Annotated in this window: 20 protein-coding genes; 9 read left to right on the plus strand and 11 right to left on the minus strand. The window is 52.4% G+C overall.

Annotated elements, in window-relative coordinates:
• Window positions 1-13: 13 nt before the first annotated feature.
• The gene (locus ABIE10_RS16415) at window positions 14-409 is read right to left on the minus strand and encodes a YgiW/YdeI family stress tolerance OB fold protein (RefSeq protein WP_016154511.1); all 396 of its coding nucleotides are present in this window, start codon (window positions 407-409) and stop codon (window positions 14-16) included.
• Between the two features lie 152 nt (window positions 410-561).
• Here ABIE10_RS16415 and qseB point away from each other — a divergent pair, with 152 nt between their 5' ends.
• The 4 genes from qseB to ABIE10_RS16435 all read left to right on the plus strand — a co-directional run bounded on the left by qseB (window position 562) and on the right by ABIE10_RS16435 (window position 3603).
• Window positions 562-1221, plus strand: a complete 660-nt coding sequence (gene qseB, locus ABIE10_RS16420; RefSeq protein WP_049283275.1) for a quorum sensing response regulator transcription factor QseB — start codon at window positions 562-564, stop codon at window positions 1219-1221.
• Window positions 1218-2567 carry a quorum sensing histidine kinase QseC gene (gene qseC, locus ABIE10_RS16425; protein WP_425135258.1) on the plus strand — a complete coding sequence of 450 codons (1350 nt, stop codon included), beginning with the start codon at window positions 1218-1220 and terminating at the stop codon, window positions 2565-2567. The genes qseB and qseC overlap by 4 nt, the downstream gene beginning before the upstream one ends.
• A gap of 109 nt (window positions 2568-2676) precedes the next feature.
• Window positions 2677-3258, plus strand: a complete 582-nt coding sequence (locus tag ABIE10_RS16430) for an NAD(P)H-dependent oxidoreductase (RefSeq protein ID WP_425135259.1) — start codon at window positions 2677-2679, stop codon at window positions 3256-3258.
• Window positions 3259-3288: 30 nt separating this feature from the next.
• Window positions 3289-3603, plus strand: coding sequence for a putative quinol monooxygenase (locus ABIE10_RS16435; RefSeq protein ID WP_016154515.1), 315 nt, complete (start codon window positions 3289-3291; stop codon window positions 3601-3603).
• A gap of 72 nt (window positions 3604-3675) precedes the next feature.
• Here ABIE10_RS16435 and ABIE10_RS16440 read toward each other — a convergent pair whose 3' ends face one another.
• From ABIE10_RS16440 to ABIE10_RS16450, 3 genes are read right to left on the minus strand one after another with little or no spacing between them, the layout of a single operon-like run.
• A complete protein-coding gene (locus ABIE10_RS16440) occupies window positions 3676-4866 on the minus strand; it encodes a glycoside hydrolase family 88 protein (protein ID WP_103767104.1) in 1191 nt (396 codons plus the stop codon).
• 23 nt (window positions 4867-4889) lie between these two features.
• Window positions 4890-6158: an oligosaccharide MFS transporter gene (locus tag ABIE10_RS16445; RefSeq protein ID WP_103767163.1), complete on the minus strand. Its 1269-nt coding sequence runs from the start codon at window positions 6156-6158 to the stop codon at window positions 4890-4892.
• Between the two features lie 10 nt (window positions 6159-6168).
• A complete protein-coding gene (locus ABIE10_RS16450) occupies window positions 6169-7989 on the minus strand; it encodes a DUF2264 domain-containing protein (protein ID WP_429156321.1) in 1821 nt (606 codons plus the stop codon).
• Between the two features lie 165 nt (window positions 7990-8154).
• On the opposite strand from ABIE10_RS16450, the gene ABIE10_RS16455 reads away from it, so the two are divergent.
• A complete protein-coding gene (locus ABIE10_RS16455) occupies window positions 8155-9006 on the plus strand; it encodes an AraC family transcriptional regulator (RefSeq protein ID WP_429156323.1) in 852 nt (283 codons plus the stop codon).
• 39 nt (window positions 9007-9045) lie between these two features.
• Here the strand turns inward: ABIE10_RS16455 and parE are convergent, their stop codons facing one another.
• The 5 genes from parE to nudF are packed head-to-tail and all read right to left on the minus strand — an operon-like array spanning window position 9046 to window position 13451.
• The gene (gene parE / locus ABIE10_RS16460) at window positions 9046-10938 is read right to left on the minus strand and encodes a DNA topoisomerase IV subunit B (protein WP_003024571.1); all 1893 of its coding nucleotides are present in this window, start codon (window positions 10936-10938) and stop codon (window positions 9046-9048) included.
• Window positions 10939-10966: 28 nt separating this feature from the next.
• A complete protein-coding gene (gene yqiA / locus ABIE10_RS16465; RefSeq protein WP_003024575.1) occupies window positions 10967-11548 on the minus strand; it encodes an esterase YqiA in 582 nt (193 codons plus the stop codon).
• Window positions 11548-12375 carry a 3',5'-cyclic-AMP phosphodiesterase gene (cpdA, locus tag ABIE10_RS16470; RefSeq protein ID WP_016154517.1) on the minus strand — a complete coding sequence of 276 codons (828 nt, stop codon included), beginning with the start codon at window positions 12373-12375 and terminating at the stop codon, window positions 11548-11550. Before cpdA ends, yqiA begins: the two co-directional genes overlap by 1 nt.
• 24 nt (window positions 12376-12399) lie before the next feature.
• Entirely contained in the window at window positions 12400-12822 is a 423-nt protein-coding gene (locus ABIE10_RS16475) for a DUF1249 family protein (protein WP_003024582.1), read from the minus strand.
• On the minus strand, window positions 12819-13451 hold the full coding sequence (nudF, locus tag ABIE10_RS16480) for an ADP-ribose diphosphatase (protein ID WP_016154519.1): 633 nt from the start codon (window positions 13449-13451) through the stop codon (window positions 12819-12821). Before nudF ends, ABIE10_RS16475 begins: the two co-directional genes overlap by 4 nt.
• 199 nt (window positions 13452-13650) lie before the next feature.
• Between nudF and tolC the strand changes: the two genes are divergently transcribed.
• The 3 genes from tolC (at window position 13651) to ABIE10_RS16495 (ending at window position 17120) form a co-directional block, all read left to right on the plus strand.
• Window positions 13651-15129, plus strand: a complete 1479-nt coding sequence (gene tolC, locus ABIE10_RS16485) for an outer membrane channel protein TolC (protein WP_100250039.1) — start codon at window positions 13651-13653, stop codon at window positions 15127-15129.
• 147 nt (window positions 15130-15276) lie between these two features.
• Entirely contained in the window at window positions 15277-15954 is a 678-nt protein-coding gene (locus tag ABIE10_RS16490; RefSeq protein ID WP_429156327.1) for a DUF1190 family protein, read from the plus strand.
• Window positions 15955-15959: 5 nt separating this feature from the next.
• The gene (locus tag ABIE10_RS16495) at window positions 15960-17120 is read left to right on the plus strand and encodes a glutathionylspermidine synthase family protein (RefSeq protein WP_016154522.1); all 1161 of its coding nucleotides are present in this window, start codon (window positions 15960-15962) and stop codon (window positions 17118-17120) included.
• 87 nt (window positions 17121-17207) lie between these two features.
• On the opposite strand, the gene ygiD is transcribed toward ABIE10_RS16495, so the two are convergent.
• Complete coding sequence (gene ygiD / locus ABIE10_RS16500; RefSeq protein ID WP_046276167.1) at window positions 17208-17996, minus strand: 4,5-DOPA dioxygenase extradiol; 789 nt, start codon at window positions 17994-17996, stop codon at window positions 17208-17210.
• 147 nt (window positions 17997-18143) lie between these two features.
• Between ygiD and zupT the strand changes: the two genes are divergently transcribed.
• Window positions 18144-18917, plus strand: a complete 774-nt coding sequence (gene zupT / locus ABIE10_RS16505) for a zinc transporter ZupT (RefSeq protein WP_016157488.1) — start codon at window positions 18144-18146, stop codon at window positions 18915-18917.
• Window positions 18918-18982: 65 nt separating this feature from the next.
• Here zupT and ABIE10_RS16510 read toward each other — a convergent pair whose 3' ends face one another.
• The gene (locus ABIE10_RS16510; protein WP_072033368.1) at window positions 18983-19159 is read right to left on the minus strand and encodes a hypothetical protein; all 177 of its coding nucleotides are present in this window, start codon (window positions 19157-19159) and stop codon (window positions 18983-18985) included.
• Window positions 19160-19322: the final 163 nt, after the last annotated feature.

Below are 19322 nucleotides of genomic sequence, written 5' to 3' on the forward strand. Positions count from 1 at the left end.
GCCCTGATGGGGATTATTTGGCAACTTTGGTAATCTGTTTCACGTCGATTTCAACGGAGTTCCAGTCTTTATCCACTTCACCCTGGATTTCAACCACATCCTGCGGTGTGACGGTTACGCCGTTCCAGCGCTTGTGGTCGATATCCACATTCACTGTGCCAGTCGCATCTTTAAACACATACAGGTCGTCGGAAATACGCTCAACGATGTTCCCGCGCAGGGTAACCCAAGTGTCATCACGCAGTGATTTGGCGCTTTCTACCGTCGCGCTGCTACCATTCGGGCCGACAAATCCGCCATTTTGGCTTTGCGTGGTGGTTGTCGGTCCAGAGAAACCGCCCTGCTGCGCTGCCAGAACAGGTGCGGAACACAGTGCCATTACGGCAACCATTGCAGCTAATTTTTTCATCGTCATGTCTCCCTTTCATTTTGGTTTACGACTATTAAATAAGTTAATCCTTAACAAGTTCTTAAGGCAAAAAAAGATACTTTTTTTGCTGTACAGAGGCTGTAGTCACAAGGTTTACTGACGCTAATGAGAGCGGCTGCAGGGAAGAACATATGCGTATTTTACTGATCGAAGATGACACATTGATCGGCGACGGCCTGAAAACAGGTCTGAGTAAAATGGGTTTCAGCATCGACTGGTTTACCGAGGGTCGCCAAGGGAAAGAAGCGCTCTACAGCGCCCCTTATGATGCGGTGATCCTCGACCTGACGCTGCCAGGCATCGACGGACGGGACATCTTGCGCGAATGGCGAGCCAACGGGAAGCAGGAGCCAGTGCTGATTCTGACCGCTCGCGACGCGCTGGCGGAACGCGTTGAGGGTCTGCGTCTCGGCGCGGATGACTATCTGTGCAAACCCTTTGCGCTGATCGAAGTTGCCGCCAGGCTGGAGGCGCTGGTGCGCCGTGCCAGCGGCCAGGCGAGCAACATATTGCGCCATGGTCAGGTGACGCTCGATCCCGGCGCGCTGGTTGCCACGTCGGCAGATGAGCCTTTGTCTCTCAAACCCAAAGAGTTCGCTCTACTGGAGCTGCTGATGCGCAATAAGGGTCGCGTCCTGCCCCGCAAACTGATTGAAGAAAAACTGTATACCTGGGACGAAACCGTCTCCAGCAATGCGATTGAGGTACACGTCCATCACTTACGCCGTAAGCTCGGCAGCGACTTTATCCGTACCGTGCATGGCATTGGCTACACCCTGGGTGACGCATGAAACTCACACAACGCCTCAGCCTGCGCGTCAGGCTAACGCTTATTTTTCTGATTCTGGCATCAGCGACCTGGGCCGTTTCGAGCTTTGTAGCCTGGAAGCAGACCACCGATAATGTCGATGAGCTGTTTGATACCCAACTGATGTTGTTCGCCAAGCGGCTTAGCACGTTGGATATCAGCGACGTCACCACCTCAAGCAATATGGCTCGCACGCCGAAGAAGCTCAAGCACGGCCATATTGATGACGACGCGCTGACGTTTGCCATCTTCACCCTCGACGGCAAAATGGTATTGCACGATGGCGACAACGGCCAGGACATTCCCTACAGCTACACCCACGAAGGCTTTACCGATGGCCAACTCAAGGGGGACAACGACGCATGGCGTTTTCTGTGGCTGAATTCCGCTGACGGCAAATACCGCATTGTGGTAGGCCAGGAGTGGGAGTATCGAGAGGATATGGCGCTGTCGATCGTCACCGCCCAGTTAACACCGTGGTTGATTGCGCTGCCGCTGATGTTGCTAATCCTGGTGGTCATGATTAGCCGTGAACTCAGGCCGCTAAAAAAACTGGCGCAAGCTCTGCGCTGGCGCTCACCGGAATCGGAGGAGCCGCTCGACCCGAAAGGTGTGCCAAGCGAAGTGCGCCCATTGGTTGAATCGCTCAATCAGTTGTTTACCCGCACCCATTCCATGATGGTCCGCGAACGGCGCTTCACTTCTGATGCTGCCCACGAGCTGCGCAGCCCATTGACCGCGCTGAAAGTACAAACGGAAGTGGTGCAACTGTCAGATGACGACCCGCAAACGCGGGAAAAAGCGCTGGTACAGTTGCATGCGGGAATTGAACGCGCCACCCGACTGGTCGATCAGTTACTGACGCTCTCACGCCTCGACTCCCTCGACAATCTTCAGGATGTGGCGGAAATCTCGCTGGAGGAGCTTTTGCAATCCGCGGTGATGGATATCTACCATCCAGCCCAGCAGGCGCACATCGACGTGCGTTTGCAGATTAACGCGCATAACATCATGCGCACAGGACAGCCGCTGTTACTGAGCCTGATGGTACGAAATCTGCTGGATAATGCGATCCGTTACAGCCCGCGGGGTAGCATTGTGGAAGTGACGCTCAACGCCCGGAATTTTAGCGTCAAGGATAATGGTCCTGGCGTTGCGCCAGAGGTCCTTATGCACATCGGGGAACGCTTTTATCGTCCACCGGGACAAAGCGTGACCGGCAGCGGTCTCGGCCTATCGATTGTCCGCCGTATCGCAATATTGCATGGAATGTCAGCCTCGTTTGGCAACGCTCCGCAAGGTGGCTTTGAAGCGAAGGTCAGTTGGTAATTGCGTTATTATTGCTCAAATAGCAAAAGACTTTGCACATTTTGCTAATTTCACCGCGTCGCTGGTAGGGGTAAAATCGTCTTCAAACGTATTTCCCTGAGGACACAAAATGAGCAACATTCTGATTATCAATGGTGCGAAAAAATTCGCCCACTCCAACGGTCAGTTAAACGACACCCTGACCGAGGTCGCGGATGGCCTTCTGCGCGACCTCGGGCATGATGTTAAAGTCGTGCGCGCCGACAGCGACTATGACATTCCTGATGAAGTACAGAACTTCGTCTGGGCCGATGTGGTTATCTGGCAAATGCCTGGCTGGTGGATGGGTGCGCCGTGGACCGTGAAAAAATACATTGATGACGTGTTTACCGAAGGTCACGGTACGCTGTACGCCAGCGATGGTCGCACGCGTTCAGATGCGTCTAAAAAATACGGCTCCGGTGGGCTGATTCAGGGCAAAAAATACATGCTGTCACTGACCTGGAACGCACCGATGGAAGCTTTCACTGAAAAAGATCAGTTCTTCCATGGCGTTGGCGTTGATGGCGTTTATCTCCCGTTCCATAAAGCAAACCAGTTCCTGGGAATGGAAGCGCTGCCGACCTTTATCACCAATGACGTGATTAAAATGCCGGACGTCCCGCGTTATATCGCAGAATATCGCAAGCATCTGAACGAAATTTTTGGTTAACTGGTAACCTGGAATTAGAAGGAGTTAACCATGCTTACCGTTATTGCAGAAATCCGTACACGTCCAGGTCAACATCACCGCCAGGCGGTACTGGATCAATTCGCTAAAATCGTTCCAACCGTATTGAAAGAAGAAGGCTGCCACGGCTACGCGCCGATGGTCGATCATGCTGCTGGCGTCAGTTTTCAGACCACAGCCCCGGACTCAATCGTGATGGTTGAACAGTGGGAAAGCATTGCGCATCTTGAAGCGCATTTGCAGACACCGCATATGAAAGCCTATAGCGAAGCCGTGAAAGGCGACGTGCTGGACATGAGTATTCGTATTCTGGAGTCTGGCATTTAAGATTGTCGATTTGCCGGATGAGGTGTTTTAGGCCACCATCCGGCATTCAACCGCAGCGCCACCGGGCACTCCTTACCAGTAGAGCTTCCAGCTCTGAGTGAAGCGCATTAACGCTTCAACGTAGAAATAATCCCCCCAACTTGCACACTCATCGACCCCTTTGTTGCTCGACAGGTGATACACCGAGTGTTTCAGTAGCCCGTTCCCCTGTTCATCTTTACCCATCAGATAATGCCTGGTCAGCGAAGACATGATCCCCATCGCCCACTGCTGGTAGCACTCGCGATCCGGATCGGTCACCGGCAGATGTTTAATCAGCTCCAGCAGACCACAGACGGCAATCGCCGCCGAAGATGAATCGCGCAGCGCATCGGTTCCGACTAATGCCAGATCCCAGTGGCAAACGGCATCTTCCGGCAGGCGATTAAGAAAGTAGTTGGCCAGCTTTTTCGACAGCTGCACCATTTGTGTATCGCCAGTGTAAATATAGCTCAGCAGAAAACCATAAATCCCCCATGCCTGCCCACGCGACCAGCAAGAATCATCAGCATATCCCTGCTGCGTATTACCGTAACGCGGTGCGCCGGTTTGCACGTCCATATAGTAGGTGTGGAAGGTCGACGCATCCTGGCGGATCAGATATTTGGCTGCCTGCGCAACGTGGGCCTTCGCCGCATTCGCAAAACGCGGATCGCCCGTTTGCTCGCTAGCCCAGTACAGCAGCGGCAGATTCATATTGCAGTCAATGATCATCCGTCCGGCCTGATCGGGATCGCGAAGATCGCCCCACGCCTGGATGATCTGCGCCTTTTCATGAAAACGCTCCAACAGCGCTTCTGCCGCCATCAGGGAAAAACATCGAGCATCGCGATTGCCCGTCAATCGCCAGGCCGCCACACAGGAAAGCGTGTAGAGGAATCCCAGGTCGTGGGTGTTGGTATCGTGGCGTCCGGCAATACGCATGCCAAACGAACGCACATGCTTCTCCGCCATCTCACGAAATTTGCTCTCACCACTCATTTCCCACGCCAGCCATAATTGCCCGGTCCAGAAGCTGGTCGTCCATTCCACATTCTCTGTCAGTGGGTAATAACCTTGCGCACAGGTTTCGGCAGGAAATTGTTCACCGAATTCCGTTAAATGACGGCTAATCAATTCGAGGACATCTTCTCGGGCGCAACTTATTTGATCCTGAAAACTGCCGGGATTAACCGGACTGCCAGGAAATGCGCGCAACGATTCCTCAACGATATGATTTAACATATTTCGGCTCCTTATGACGTAAATTATTTTGCAGGGTTATTTTCAGCAATATCGAGAGCGATATTTTTGCCACGTTTGCTCTGACAGGCAGATAAAGTAAATGCCGATATCAATGTAAAAGTCAGCGCCACAATGCCCATAATGATATATGTCTTCTCAAAGCCTATCCGGTCGTACATTAATCCGGCAGGAGAGGAAACCACCACGTTACCGACATACAGCATCGCCTGATAACCCAGTAAATACATGGTCGCATTGACACGTTTATCAAAATGCTCGGCAATATATTTGAAGACGGAAACCAGTAATAAACAGATCTCCAGACCGTATAGCGGCTTCAGCACAGAAATTAATAAATGAGAGTCACATAGCCCAGATATCACCAATCGCGCGCCCACCAGCGCCCCAACAATCAGCAGACCACGCTTCGCGCCAATATAATTGACGAATAGCGGAATGACCATGTACATGACAAATTCCATTCCCGACTGCACGGTGCCCAGATAACCAAAGACGGCGTTCCCTTCATGTACATCGGCAAAGAAAGTGACGAAGTAGCGGGAGAACTGCTGCTCCGCGATAAACATCATCCACGCCACGCCCGCAACGTACAGGCAGAATGCCCAAAATTTGCGATTACGCAGCAGGGCGTAAACATCCGTCGGGGAGATTTTCTCTTTAGTTATCACCTCCGAGGCGTTGGCCGCATTGATATTGACTTTCAGACTCACCAGAACAACCAGCATCACCACTGACGTCAGGCTGCCGAGCATAAAGTTATAGGCCGGTGAGAGGTTAAACAGCAGGCCAGAGAACGATGACGCCACCGCCCAGCCAAGCGACCCCCACATACGGATCTGCCCAAACTCCATGCCGTTCAGACGGCTGTAGCGGTCAGAATAAGATTCACAGGCCGCCACCCCGGCATACCACGCAAAGCTCAAGTAAATCGCGCCAACTATAATACCCAGCATGGTATTGGAGAGTAATAATGGCTGATAGACATAAATAAAAAACGGTGCCATTAACGCTGACATCACTACGACGAAATAGAGCAGATATTTGCTCATACCTATTTTATCGAGGATATAGCCATAAATAGGTTTCAGAATAACCGAGAAAATACCGTTCACAGCAAATACGGTGCCGATCACCGTACCGCTCAACTGCGCTTTTTGCCCCAACCAGATAGCCAACAAACCAATACTTGCGGACCAAGTAAAGAAATAAAGGAATATAAAACTGCTTATTTTATAATATTCAGTCCGATTTCCCGTTGAATTATTTTTCATACCACCCTCGCTATAAAAAGAACGACAACTGGCGTGCATTTTCAGGTTGCTGAATAACAACCTGGTTATTGTTGATAGATAGCTGCGGAACGGCAGAGTACTGTCTTTGCTGCCCGCTGGCACTCACGGCGCAGCAAAGCCAGCTTTCGCCCTGCGGGATTTCGCTGGTCAACACAGGAATCGACGCACATCCAGGGAACATGATGCTACTGTTCGGCGGCGTGACCACGCTGTCTGGCTGGCGAACTATGGACGGCGACAGATCAACGATAACGCTGGTTCCGTTGCATGCCGCAAGGAGGCATCCACGCTCACATAACCGAGGCTCGGCTTTCATCACCGCAAATCCCCCTTCCACCGTTTGCAGCGTTCGCGCACTGTTAATACGGTGCAGGCGAAGATGCCATTCGCCAAACGGGACAAGCCAGGTCTCAACCATTACGTTATGCCAGGGAGACCAGCGGGACCAGATAAAATTCTCATCGACCCGAACCTCGTCGCACTGACGACGGCCACGATAGTAGCTATCGCCGTCCGCCAACAGCAGCATAGAGTCACAGGCCGCATGTTTGATGCCGTAACGGCCGCGCTCAATGGTGAAACCAAAGCGGCTGGAGTAGGCAAATTTGGTGTATTTGGCTTCGGTATTAACGTAGTTGTTCAGTTCAAGCTGGCCTGAGGTCAACATCATGACATGCTCAGAATGCTCACTATGCTGCAGGATCTGCGCAGCATGGGGGATAACGCGTTTTTCAACGAGTTGCGGTAGCGCCAGCTCTTCAGCCTGCCAGAATGGATGATCCTCCGGCAGTGCAAGAATCAAAAAAACCTTCAATGCCCAATAAGGCGATCCCGGCGAGTTGTAGTCTTCACACATCGCCAGATTCGGGTAGGCAAACCCCAGCGTCAGAATGCCATCACGATCGAAAATCGGCTGCTTCTGCCACCAGCGCAAATGACGCAGGATCACCCCTTTGATTATGCCTGGCGAAAGAACATCCAGTTCGGCAAACGCCACCGCGCTCCAGAAGGCAACCATGGCAAAGCGGTAGGTCAGGCTGCGGCCAAACGGCACCAATGCGCCGTCAGCGGCGGACAGGTAAATAAAATCTTCGGCAAACAAGCGCGAACGTTCACGCAGAACGACAGCGCGTTCGGTGTCATCCGGGCTGAGGGTGGCATACAACAGGCCGTAGAAGTGAAAAGCCATTGAGATGTAGTAATCTTTCGGTCGACCGGCACCATCGGAATACCAACCGTCACCAAGATAGTAGGCTTCCATCAGCTCAAAGCGGCGATCGATAGCCGCCTGATCGTAAGGCAGAGCCGCACGCTTGAAACCAAGCTGAACGATAATCGCAAAGTAGTTCCAGTTGCTGTCCGGCATTTGCGAGTCGGTTATCTGATTCAGCCAGCGGTGCAGATTCTCGCGTTCGCTCAGGGAGAAATGCTCCGTTAATTGCGTCTGTAACAATGCCAGACCCAGGCCATAAGCAGCCATCTCAACCAGACGCTGATCGTAAGGACCGGTGTCTCCCCAGTAATGTGGGCTTTGTGGGTCAGTACCGAGTTTTATCGCCTGAATGTACTTTTCGGCAAACGGCACTTTAGCCCCGCCTGCCATCAGAGGAAATAGCCCCCACAACGCCCGGGAAAGCCCTTCCATACAGGCAATATCCGCGCTGTAGTGAGCACAGGTATTGCCAAGAGAAAACTGAGCCTGTCCCGCCGGAAACTGCCGATCCAGCGCACATAAAATGGCGTTAACCGCACACGTTACGTCTTCGCGTGATGACAATGGATTTGATTTTTCTTCAGTTGCTGACCACATAATCTGCCCCTCTGAATTAAGTGGCTAAAGAATAGTGAATCGCAGAGCAGCAGAAATGTTACGTCAATCACACCGCCGGCATTAAAATAAAACAGCGATTGAGGAAATTTAAAAATAGAGTTTATAAATTACTATTCGCCGGCAAAAATTTAAATTTATTGCACTATGACACTATCCTCACCGCAAGAACATCTGGAACTGATCGCCCTCAACGATGCGATTGCGTCGTTCAGCCGTTTATTCGCCAATACGGTGCGTTATCACCACTGGCATCAGTGTCTGGAAGTGCTGTATGTGGAAGAAGGCTTTGGCGTGGTCACGGTTGACCATAAGCAATACACCATGAGACCGGGACGGATGTTCTTTTTCCCGCCGTTTACCCTACACAAGATCTGGGTCGATGAGCAGGCGCGGGATGGTTATCGACGTACCATTATTCATCTCGATCAACATGCGGTACTGAAGGTGCTCCGCGACTTGCCGCATACTCAACAGCATCTGCAAAATCTGAGCATTCGCGGCAGTGAAGCATGGGTCGTCGACGCGGCGGATGTTCATCCGCATGTTGATTTTCTCTTCAGCCGTTATGAAAAAATGGCAGCTCAAAAACCGCTGAGCACTGAGCAGGTTGCCTGTCTGTTAGTCAATTTATTCAGCCTGTTACCCGACGATAATGGTAATATGCCGGAAATTAGCAGCGGAATCGCCAGTCAGGTGATGTTCTGGCTGGATGAGCATTACACTCACAAATTTAGTCTGGCAGCGCTGGCGCAGGAGCTGAATAAATCAAAAAGCTATGTATCCCGCCGCTTCCAGATGGAAACGGGCGAGAGCATTTTCGACTATCTCAATACACTGCGGTTACGCAAAGCCTGTGAAGCGCTGTTACACAGTGAAATCAGCGTGCGGGAGATTGCTCAAAAGGTGGGATTTTCAGAGGTAACGTACTTCATCAGCGCCTTCGGCAAAGGCATTGGCGAGACGCCGTTGCAGTATCGCAAGCGGCATAAAAAATAGCGCCGGAAAGCACGTTGCTTTTCCGGCATTCACGGTCAATTACCCTTCGAGATCCGCCAGGTCGCCTTTCTCCTGCAACCAGTTACGGCGATCTTCAGAACGCTTCTTGGCCAGCAGCATATCCATCATTGCGTTGGTACGCTGATCGTCTTCGTCATCGATGATGAGCTGCACCAGGCGGCGGGTGTTCGGATCCAGCGTGGTTTCACGCAGCTGCATCGGGTTCATTTCACCCAGACCTTTAAAGCGCTGCACGTTCGGCTTGCCTTTCTTGCGTTTTAACTGCTCCAGCACGCCCGCTTTCTCTTCTTCCGTCAGCGCGTAATACACCTCTTTACCGAGGTCGATACGGTATAACGGCGGCAGCGCCACATAGACGTGACCGTGTTTCACCAGCGTACGGAAGTGTTTCACAAACAGCGCGCACAGCAGCGTGGCGATATGCAAACCATCGGAGTCCGCATCCGCCAGAATACAGATCTTACCGTAGCGCAGCTGGCTCAGATCATCACTGTCCGGATCGATGCCGATCGCCACCGAAATATCGTGAACTTCCTGCGAGGCCAACACTTCATCGGAAGAGACTTCCCAGGTGTTGAGGATCTTACCTTTCAGCGGCATGATCGCCTGATATTCACGATCGCGCGCCTGTTTCGCCGATCCGCCCGCCGAGTCACCTTCGACGAGGAACAGTTCGGTGCGATTAAGATCCTGTGCGGTACAGTCCGCCAGTTTCCCCGGCAACGCCGGACCGCTGGTCAACTTCTTACGCACCACTTTTTTCGCCGCACGCAGACGACGCTGGGCGCTGGAAATCGCCATCTCAGCCAGCAGTTCGGCTGATTGCACGTTCTGGTTCAGCCACAGGCTGAAAGCATCTTTCACCACGCCAGAGACGAATGCCGCGCACTGCCGCGAAGAGAGGCGCTCTTTGGTTTGTCCGGCAAACTGCGGATCCTGCATTTTTACCGACAGCACGTAAGCACAGCGATCCCAGATATCTTCCGCCGACAGCTTCACGCCGCGCGGCAGAATATTGCGGTATTCGCAGAACTCGCGCATTGCATCCAGCAGACCCTGGCGCAGGCCGTTAACGTGCGTACCGCCCTGCATGGTTGGGATCAGGTTCACATAGCTTTCAGTCAGCAGCTCGCCGCCTTCCGGCAGCCAGAGCAGCGCCCAGTCCACAGTTTCTGTTTCACCGCTGAAATTACCGATAAACGGTTTTTCCGGCAGCGTCGGCAGGCCATTTACCGCTTCGCTCAGATAGTCATTCAGGCCATCCTGGTAGCACCAGCGCTGTTCACTGTTATTGACCTCATCCTTAAAGGTGATCTCAACACCAGGGCACAGCACAGCTTTGGCTTTCAGTACGTGCGTTAAGCGCGAAACGGAAAAACGCGGGCTGTCAAAGAAGCTTTCATCCGGCCAGAAGTGCACGCTGGTTCCGGTATTGCGTTTACCGCAGGTACCGACAACCTGTAAATCTTGCACCTTATCGCCGTTCTCAAACGCGATGTTGTACACCTGCCCGTCGCGGCGCACGTTCACTTCCACACGCTTCGACAGGGCGTTGACCACGGAGATCCCCACCCCATGTAAACCACCAGAGAACTGATAGTTTTTGTTGGAGAACTTACCGCCCGCGTGCAGACGACAGAGGATCAGCTCTACCGCCGGAACGCCCTCTTCAGGGTGAATGTCTACCGGCATGCCGCGGCCATCATCAATAACTTCCAGAGACTGGTCGGCATGTAAAATCACGTCCACGCGTTTTGCGTGGCCCGCCAGTGCTTCATCCACACTGTTATCAATCACTTCCTGTCCAAGATGGTTCGGACGGGTTGTATCGGTGTACATCCCCGGGCGACGGCGTACCGGCTCAAGCCCAGTGAGTACCTCAATGGCATCAGCGTTATAAGTTTGCGTCATGGTTTAAATAAGCAATTCGAATTGATCGTCAGAAACTGTGCAGTCCAAGGAAATCGACAATCGGGTTGAAATAATCTTCGAAGCCCGTGAATGCGTGGTTTCCGCCCTCAATAACTGTCTGGCGGCAGGAGGCGTAATACGCCACCGCCTGGCGGTAGTCCAACACTTCATCGCCCGTTTGTTGAAGCAGCCAGATCAAATCCGGCGCTTCCAGCGGGTCAATCTGCATGACTTTAAGATCGTAAATATGGCGTGACTCTAGCACATATTGCTGCCCCGTGTAGGGGTTCTCGTTTTGACCGAGATAGTCGACCAGCAGTTCATAAGGTCGAACAGCAGGGTTCACCACCACCGCGGGCAGCATAAAACATTGCGACAGCCAGGTGGCGTAATAGCCTCCTAGCGAGGAACCGACAATTCCCAGCGACTCTCCGCCATGTTCGAGAATGATCGATTCCAGCATCTCTGCGGCCTGGGCCGGATACGGTGGCAACTGGGGTACGATCATCTCAACGTGCGGATGATGCTCCGCCAGCCAGTTTTTCAGCAAACATGCCTTCGCCGAACGAGGAGAACTATTAAATCCGTGAAGATAAAGAAGCGTAGACATCAGTAGCCTTCTGAAGCGGTATCAGGGTGGAACCGATTACCCTGCAGACGGCGTACCTGAGTCTGCAACGTCCCGTCAGCAAAAAGCTCCAGCGTCCGCCAGCCGGGGCTGATGGTATCTAACGTGAAGTTGGAACAGTGTGGCTTAAACTGCACACAGGTCGACGGCGTCGCCAGCAGGCGGCGTCCGTTCCAGTCCAAATCCAGTTCCTGATGAATATGCCCACACAACAAATACTTGGCACGAGGATAATTCACCAGCACGTTATCCAGCTCTGCGGCATTACGCAGGCTATGCTGATCGAGCCAGCTACAGCCTGCCGGCAGAGGATGATGATGCAGAAGCAGCAAAGTATTGCGCTCAGGCGCATCGGCAAGTTTACGTTCCAGCCATTCGAGCTGAAATTCGCTTAATTCACCGTGGGGAACGCCGAACACCTGGCTGTCCAGCAACAGGATTTGCCACTGTTCACCAATAAAGACGCGTTTAGCGGGTGAGATCCCCGCGTCCTGTAGCGCGCTGTACATTGCCGGCTGAAAATCGTGATTGCCCGGTAGCCAAACGCAGGGCGCACGAAAGCTTGCGATGCCCTCAGCAAAATGCTGATAGGCCGCAGCGGATTGGTCCTGCGCCAAATCACCAGTCGCGACGATCAGATCGTATTCAGGCGACTCTGCATGTATTGCATCCAGTACGGATTGATAGCTGTCCCAGGTGTTTACACCCAGCAGCGTTTCATGCTTTTCGGCAAACAGGTGAGTGTCTGTAATTTGTAAGATCCTGACTCTGGCCTCACCAGCCAAAGGAAGGGTTAACAGGCTTTCCAAATGGTGTCCTTAGGTTTCACGACGCTAATAAACCGGAATCGCCATCGCTCCATGTGCTAAACAGTACCGTAACCAGTCGGCCAGAAACTGATTAATTTGATGCTTTTCGTCGCGTTGATGCAACTTTTTATTTGGATAATCATACCGCGCTTTGAAGCGAAAGATCTGCTGACTCGAACACACTTCGGCCACCCTCGCGTCATGATACAGGCGGACTGTCAATGACGGCAGGCTCCAGTAAGTGACCGCGGGTGCCGTTTGTTCGATCGCGACAAGCGTAGTGTATCGGGTCGATTCAACGATCGTTAACCGATATTGTGCGTTTGCGACCTGATAGCTCACTGTTTCACCGGCTGCATCATTACGTGGCAGCAGGCGGCGCAATTGCGAATAGTTGGTTTCGCACAGGCGCATCATTTCAGGGAAGTCAGGTGTGTAACGCTTCATTTTTTCCACTCAGTTTTTAACTCTTGATAGTGCAGCTGTAACCATTGCAAGGCGATGACAGAAGCCGCGTTGTCGATTTTCCCCTCTTCAACCCATTGATAAGCCTGCTCCCGGCTCACCACATGAACACGAATATCTTCGTTTTCATCAGCCAGACCGTGGATCCCGCTCGCGGTCGTGGCGTCCACTTCGCCAACTAAAATAGACAGGCGCTCACTGGTGCCGCCAGGGCTTGCCAGATAGCTCAGAACGGGCTTGGTACGTTTAACTTCCAGCCCAGCCTCCTCCATCGCTTCACGACGAGCAACATCCTCAACGGTTTCGCCCTCTTCAATCATTCCGGCCACCATTTCCAGGAGCCACGGGCTTTCGCTGGTATCAAACGCCGCGATACGGATCTGCTCGACCAGAACAACTTCGTCCCGCTCAGGGTCAAAGGGTAGCAAGACTGCCGCGTGTCCGCGCTCAAAAATTTCGCGCTTTACCTCACCGCTCATACCACCGTTAAACAGGCGATGGCGGAACCGATAAAGATCCAGTGAAAAAAAACCGCGGTATAGCGTTTCTCGTGCAATAATTTCTACATCATTTTTAGTGAAAGTCATTGGCAAGTTGTCTGGTTTACGCATTGTGCTGTCCTGAAACCAATAGTGATTAAAATGTGAATTTCAAGGTCGTTTGACTGATGTTTGAACGCCCTTGTGTTAAATTGATGCAAATTAACGCCGTATGGCACGTAACGCCAACTTTTTGAAGTGGCGGATTCTGCTAGAATCAGCAAATATTTTTACAATTTGATCAGCGCTAAATACTGCTTCACAACAAGGAATGCAAATGAAGAAATTGCTCCCCATCCTTATCGGCCTGAGCCTGTCGGGGTTCACTACTTTGAGCCAGGCAGAAAACCTGATGCAGGTTTATCAGCAAGCACGCCTGAGCAACCCGGAATTGCGTAAATCCGCCGCCGATCGCGATGCTGCATTCGAAAAAATTAACGAAGCGCGTAGCCCATTACTGCCGCAACTAGGTTTAGGTGCCGATTACACCTACAGCAATGGCTACCGTGATGCAAATGGCGTCAACTCCAACGCAACCAGCGCGTCATTACAATTGACTCAGACGTTGTTCGACATGTCTAAATGGCGTGCCCTGACGCTGCAAGAAAAATCAGCAGGCATCCAGGACGTAACGTATCAGACCGATCAGCAAACGCTGATCCTGAATACCGCTACCGCTTATTTTAACGTACTGAACGCGATTGACGTGCTGTCTTACACTCAGGCACAGAAAGATGCGGTCTATCGTCAGTTAGATCAGACCACACAGCGTTTTAACGTGGGCCTGGTCGCCATCACTGACGTACAGAACGCCCGTTCACAATACGATACCGTGCTGGCGAACGAAGTTACCGCGCGTAACAATCTCGACAACGCGGTAGAACAGCTGCGCCAGGTGACCGGTAACTACTACCCGGAACTGGCTTCGCTGAACGTTGATGGCTTTAAAACCAACAAACCGCAGGCGGTGAACGCGCTGCTGAAAGAAGCAGAAAACCGCAACCTCTCATTATTGCAGGCGCGTTTGAGCCAGGATCTGGCGCGTGAACAGATTCGTCTGGCGCAGGATGGTCACTTACCGACGCTGGGTTTGACCGCCTCTACCGGCGTTTCTGACACCTCCTACAACGGGTCGAAAACCAACACCTCCCAGTATGACGACAGCAACATGGGCCAGAACAAAATCGGTCTGAACTTCTCGCTGCCGCTGTACCAGGGCGGGATGGTTAACTCGCAGGTGAAACAAGCGCAGTACAACTTTGTTGGCGCGAGCGAACAACTGGAAAGCGCGCACCGCAGCGTGGTGCAAACCGTGCGTTCTTCGTTCAACAACATTAATGCTTCTATCAGTAGCATTAACGCGTACAAACAAGCGGTTGTCTCTGCCCAAAGCTCTTTAGATGCGATGGAAGCAGGCTATTCCGTAGGTACCCGTACCATCGTGGATGTGTTGGATGCCACCACCACGCTGTACAACGCCAAGCAGCAACTGGCGAATGCGCGTTATACCTATCTTATCAACCAGCTTAACGTCAAATCTGCGCTCGGTACGCTGAACGAGCAGGATCTGGTGGCGCTGAATAATACGCTGGGTAAACCGATCCCGACTTCTCCGGATAACGTAGCGCCGCAAAATCCGCAGCAAGATGCCGCGGTGAATGACTTTAACAGCAACGGCAATATGCCTGCGGCTCAACCAACGGCTGCACGTTCAACCAGCAGCAACGGTAACAACCCGTTCCGTAACTGATGCTGATGACGGGGCTTCGGCCCCGTCTGAACGTAAGGCAACGTAAAGATCCACCCCTTCTTCCGCATTCTCGCCTCTTCCCGCTTCAATTTCGACCAGTCATCCTCTATTCTGAGCAGAGTTACCACTGGGTCCTGGAAGACATAAATGAAACGGACAAAATCTATACATCACGCCTCGTTCCGCAAAAGCTGGAGCGCGCGCCACCTGACTCCTGTCGCTCTGGCAGTTACCGCTGTTTTTATGCTCGCGGGCTGTGAAAAGAGTGACGAAACGGTTTCGCTTTATCAGAACGCGGACGACTGCTCTGCAGCTAATCCGGGTAAAAGCGCCGAATGTACCACCGCGTTTAACAATGCGCTGAAAGAAGCTGAACGCACCGCGCCAAAATACGCCACTCGCGAAGACTGTATCGCTGAATTCGGCGAAGGCCAGTGCCAACAGGCACCTGCACAAGCGGGCATGGCGCCGACCGGTGAAGGCCAGGCTCAGGCGCAGAATCAAAGCAGCGGCAGCTTCTGGATGCCGCTGATGGCAGGCTATATGATGGGCCGCATGATGGGTGGCGGTATGGGCGCTCAGCAGCCGCTGTTCAGCTCGAAAAATCCGGCCAGCCCGGCATACGGCAAATATACGGATGCCGGCGGCAAAAACTACGGCGCCGCAACGCCGGGTCGCACCATGACCGTACCGAAAACCGCCATGGCGCCGAAACCGGCTACCACCTCTACCGTAACCCGCGGTGGATTTGGCGAATCTGTGGCTAAACAGAGCACCATGCAGCGTAGCGCAAGCGGTACTATCACTCGTTCAATGGGCGGCTGATCGTCATGGAAAGAGTCAGTATTGTTGAGCGCCCGGACTGGCGCGATAAAGCCACCGAATACGGTTTCAACTTTCACACTATGTACGGCGAGCCGTACTGGTGTGAGGATGCGTATTATAAGCTCACGCTTGCTCAGGTAGAAAAGCTGGAAGAGGTCACCGCAGAGCTGCATCAAATGTGCCTCAAAGTGGTGGAAAGGGTCATCGCCAGCGATGAGCTGATGACCAAGTTTCGCATTCCGAAGCATACCTGGGGCTTTGTCCGCCAGTCCTGGCAGACACAGCAACCGTCGCTCTATTCGCGTCTCGATCTGGCGTGGGACGGCACGGGCGAGCCTAAGCTGTTAGAAAACAACGCCGATACGCCAACCTCTCTGTACGAAGCTGCGTTTTTCCAGTGGATCTGGCTGGAAGACCAACTCAATGCAGGCAACCTGCCGGAAGGCAGCGATCAATTCAACAGTCTGCAGGAAAAGCTGATCGAGCGTTTCGCCGAGCTGCGTGAGCAGTATGGTTTTCAGTTGCTACATCTGACCTGTTGTCGCGATACGGTGGAAGACCGCGGAACGATCCAGTATCTGCAGGATTGCGCTGCCGAAGCTGAAATCGCCACTGAATTCCTCTATGTCGAAGATATTGGTCTTGGTGAAAAGGGTCAGTTCACGGATATGCAAGATCAGGTCATAGCTAACCTGTTCAAGCTCTATCCGTGGGAATTCATGCTGCGCGAAATGTTCTCCACCAAGCTGGAAGACGCTGGCGTTCGCTGGCTGGAACCAGCCTGGAAGAGCATCATCTCCAACAAAGCGTTATTACCGCTGTTGTGGGAAATGTTCCCGGATCATCCGAATCTGCTGCCTGCGTATTTCGCCGAAGATGACTATCCTCAGATGGATAAATTCGTCGTAAAGCCTATCTTCTCACGTGAAGGCGCGAACGTTTCCATTATCGAAAACGGTAAAACGATCGAAGCAGTGGAAGGGCCGTACGGCGAAGAAGGTATGATCGTGCAGCAATTCCATCAGCTACCGAAGTTTGGCGACAGCTATATGTTGATCGGCAGCTGGCTAATCAACGATCAACCAGCTGGCATCGGCATTCGCGAAGACCGCGCGTTGATCACGCAGGATCTCTCGCGTTTCTATCCGCATATTTTTGTCGAATGACTGAGAGTGCCGGGTGGTGGCTGCGTCTTACCCGGCCTACAGCACGAACTGTAGGCTCGATAAGCGCAGCGCCATCGGGCGCATTTATCATCCGACCTGCACCGACAACATACTCAAACTTCCCATCTCAATCCCGTCAACAGGAATAGTCACCGGCTCTTTGCCGTCCCAGGCACCTAATACATACAGCAGCGGCAGATAGTGATCCGGTGTCGGGTTCGATAACGATCCCCCTTCATGATCGAGATAGTTCACCAGCGGGTGCTGTTCAACCGGTCCCTGCCATGTCAGGTTTGCTTTAACATAATCGTTGAATGAGGTCGCCCACGGATATGGCGTGTTCTCACCGTGCCAACGCGCAGTGCGCAGGTTATGCACCACGTTGCCGCTGGCTACCAGCATAATGCCCTCATCACGCAGTGCCGCCAGCTTGCGGCCAATTTCAAAATGCCAGGCCGCAGGTTTGGTACTGTCAATGCTCAACTGCACCATCGGAATATCCGCATGCGGGTACATCTTGATCAGCACGCCCCATGAACCGTGGTCAAAACCCCACGCCTCTTTGTCTAAGGTAACGGGCACTGGGGCCAGCAAGTCAACCAGATGCTGCGCCAGTTCCGGTGATCCAGGAGCCGGGTAATGGGTGTCATACAGCGCCTGCGGAAAACCGCCAAAATCGTGGATTGTTTTAGGCGCTTCCATCGCCGTCACGCCCGTGCCACGAGTGAACCAATGCGCCGAGACCACCACAATGGCTTTCGGGCGCGGCAACGTTTCCCCCAGTTGCTGCCAGGCGCGGGTATAAACGTTATCTTCCAGAACATTCATCGGGCTACCGTGACCCAAAAACAATGCTGGCATACGAGTTGAAGACATGATGATATCCTTACTGAGGGAGTCATTTTGATACCACCACAATACGCTTATTCGGCTGATGAAGAACTCAGATAACCATGATGAAGATCATCAGTTATTTTGACGATCCGACCCGGACAGCAGATTGATAAGGAGTTTTATTTGTCGATGTCAGTACCTTTACTTCTGACTTTACTGGCAGGTGCCGCCACGTTTATCGGCGCATTTCTCGGCGTGTTAGGGCAAAAACCCTCCAACCGCGTACTCGCCTTTTCGTTAGGCTTCGCCGCAGGGATTATGTTACTGATCTCACTGATGGAGATGCTCCCAGCCGCACTGGCTGCTGAAGGCATGTCGCCGGTATTGGGCTACGGAATGTTTATCGTTGGCTTACTGGGATACTTTGGCCTGGACCGCCTATTGCCGCACGCGCACCCTCAGGATCTGGTACAGAAAACCACGCGGCCTCTGCCCGGCTCCATTAAACGTACCGCGATTTTATTAACGCTCGGCATTAGCCTGCACAACTTCCCGGAAGGGATAGCGACGTTTGTTACCGCCAGCAGCAACCTCGAGCTGGGCTTTGGTATTGCCCTTGCCGTCGCATTACACAATATTCCTGAAGGATTAGCCGTTGCGGGTCCAGTCTATGCAGCCACGGGCTCCAAACGGACGGCGATATTCTGGGCCGGAATCTCGGGCATGGCGGAAATCCTGGGCGGCGTACTGGCGTGGTTAATTCTGGGGAGCCTGATCTCACCGGTAGTGATGGCGGCAATAATGGCAGCAGTCGCAGGAATTATGGTGGCGCTGTCCGTCGATGAGCTAATGCCGTTGGCAAAAGAGATCGACCCGAATAATAATCCCAGCTATGGGGTACTTTGTGGAATGTCGGTGATGGGGTTAAGTCTTGTCATCCTCCAGTCCATGGGGATCGGCTAATTCAGAGGGCGGATGCCACCCTGCTAATTTACAGCATCCGCTCATCCATAGCAGAACGTGAAGGACTATTCCTGTTCCTTAACCGCGCTGTTATCTTCGCCAGAATGACGAAAGAGTTTGTTTCGCGCCTCGAGTAATGCATCCCGGTCTTGCCGAAATGCCCGACAATAACGCTTCATATGGCAATAATAACCAACTGCAACGAGTGCAATTAATACAATCCAGTACCAGGCGATAAACATTCTTTTACCCTTAAAATTTAACATCATTAAACATTTAACGTTAAAATTTTACACAACCTTATTCTGACATACTCCTATAGTGGCATATTCCAGAAACAAATATATGATTTCGATCATATAAACCAGCAGCTATGCAAATAGTTAACACCGTTATAAAAAATAA

The organism is Citrobacter sp. 506 (assembly GCF_050434985.1).
Lineage (GTDB): Bacteria > Pseudomonadota > Gammaproteobacteria > Enterobacterales > Enterobacteriaceae > Citrobacter > Citrobacter braakii.

What these genes read in the sequence shown, in the direction of transcription:
- ABIE10_RS16510 (WP_072033368.1), bottom strand. Translation starts at nt 19,159, where the DNA reads ATGTTTATCGCCTGGTACTGGATTGTATTAATTGCACTCGTTGCAGTT.
- ABIE10_RS16475 (WP_003024582.1), bottom strand. Translation starts at nt 12,822, where the DNA reads ATGAAGCGTTACACACCTGACTTCCCTGAAATGATGCGCCTGTGCGAA.
- tolC (WP_100250039.1), top strand. Translation starts at nt 13,651, where the DNA reads ATGCAAATGAAGAAATTGCTCCCCATCCTTATCGGCCTGAGCCTGTCG.
- nudF (WP_016154519.1), bottom strand. Translation starts at nt 13,451, where the DNA reads ATGCGTAAACCAGACAACTTGCCAATGACTTTCACTAAAAATGATGTA.
- ABIE10_RS16435 (WP_016154515.1), top strand. Translation starts at nt 3,289, where the DNA reads ATGCTTACCGTTATTGCAGAAATCCGTACACGTCCAGGTCAACATCAC.
- ygiD (WP_046276167.1), bottom strand. Translation starts at nt 17,996, where the DNA reads ATGTCTTCAACTCGTATGCCAGCATTGTTTTTGGGTCACGGTAGCCCG.
- ABIE10_RS16455 (WP_429156323.1), top strand. Translation starts at nt 8,155, where the DNA reads ATGACACTATCCTCACCGCAAGAACATCTGGAACTGATCGCCCTCAAC.
- ABIE10_RS16490 (WP_429156327.1), top strand. Translation starts at nt 15,277, where the DNA reads ATGAAACGGACAAAATCTATACATCACGCCTCGTTCCGCAAAAGCTGG.
- ABIE10_RS16495 (WP_016154522.1), top strand. Translation starts at nt 15,960, where the DNA reads ATGGAAAGAGTCAGTATTGTTGAGCGCCCGGACTGGCGCGATAAAGCC.
- yqiA (WP_003024575.1), bottom strand. Translation starts at nt 11,548, where the DNA reads ATGTCTACGCTTCTTTATCTTCACGGATTTAATAGTTCTCCTCGTTCG.
- qseC (WP_425135258.1), top strand. Translation starts at nt 1,218, where the DNA reads ATGAAACTCACACAACGCCTCAGCCTGCGCGTCAGGCTAACGCTTATT.
- ABIE10_RS16440 (WP_103767104.1), bottom strand. Translation starts at nt 4,866, where the DNA reads ATGTTAAATCATATCGTTGAGGAATCGTTGCGCGCATTTCCTGGCAGT.
- qseB (WP_049283275.1), top strand. Translation starts at nt 562, where the DNA reads ATGCGTATTTTACTGATCGAAGATGACACATTGATCGGCGACGGCCTG.
- ABIE10_RS16445 (WP_103767163.1), bottom strand. Translation starts at nt 6,158, where the DNA reads ATGAAAAATAATTCAACGGGAAATCGGACTGAATATTATAAAATAAGC.
- parE (WP_003024571.1), bottom strand. Translation starts at nt 10,938, where the DNA reads ATGACGCAAACTTATAACGCTGATGCCATTGAGGTACTCACTGGGCTT.
- ABIE10_RS16415 (WP_016154511.1), bottom strand. Translation starts at nt 409, where the DNA reads ATGAAAAAATTAGCTGCAATGGTTGCCGTAATGGCACTGTGTTCCGCA.
- ABIE10_RS16450 (WP_429156321.1), bottom strand. Translation starts at nt 7,989, where the DNA reads ATGTGGTCAGCAACTGAAGAAAAATCAAATCCATTGTCATCACGCGAA.
- ABIE10_RS16430 (WP_425135259.1), top strand. Translation starts at nt 2,677, where the DNA reads ATGAGCAACATTCTGATTATCAATGGTGCGAAAAAATTCGCCCACTCC.
- zupT (WP_016157488.1), top strand. Translation starts at nt 18,144, where the DNA reads ATGTCAGTACCTTTACTTCTGACTTTACTGGCAGGTGCCGCCACGTTT.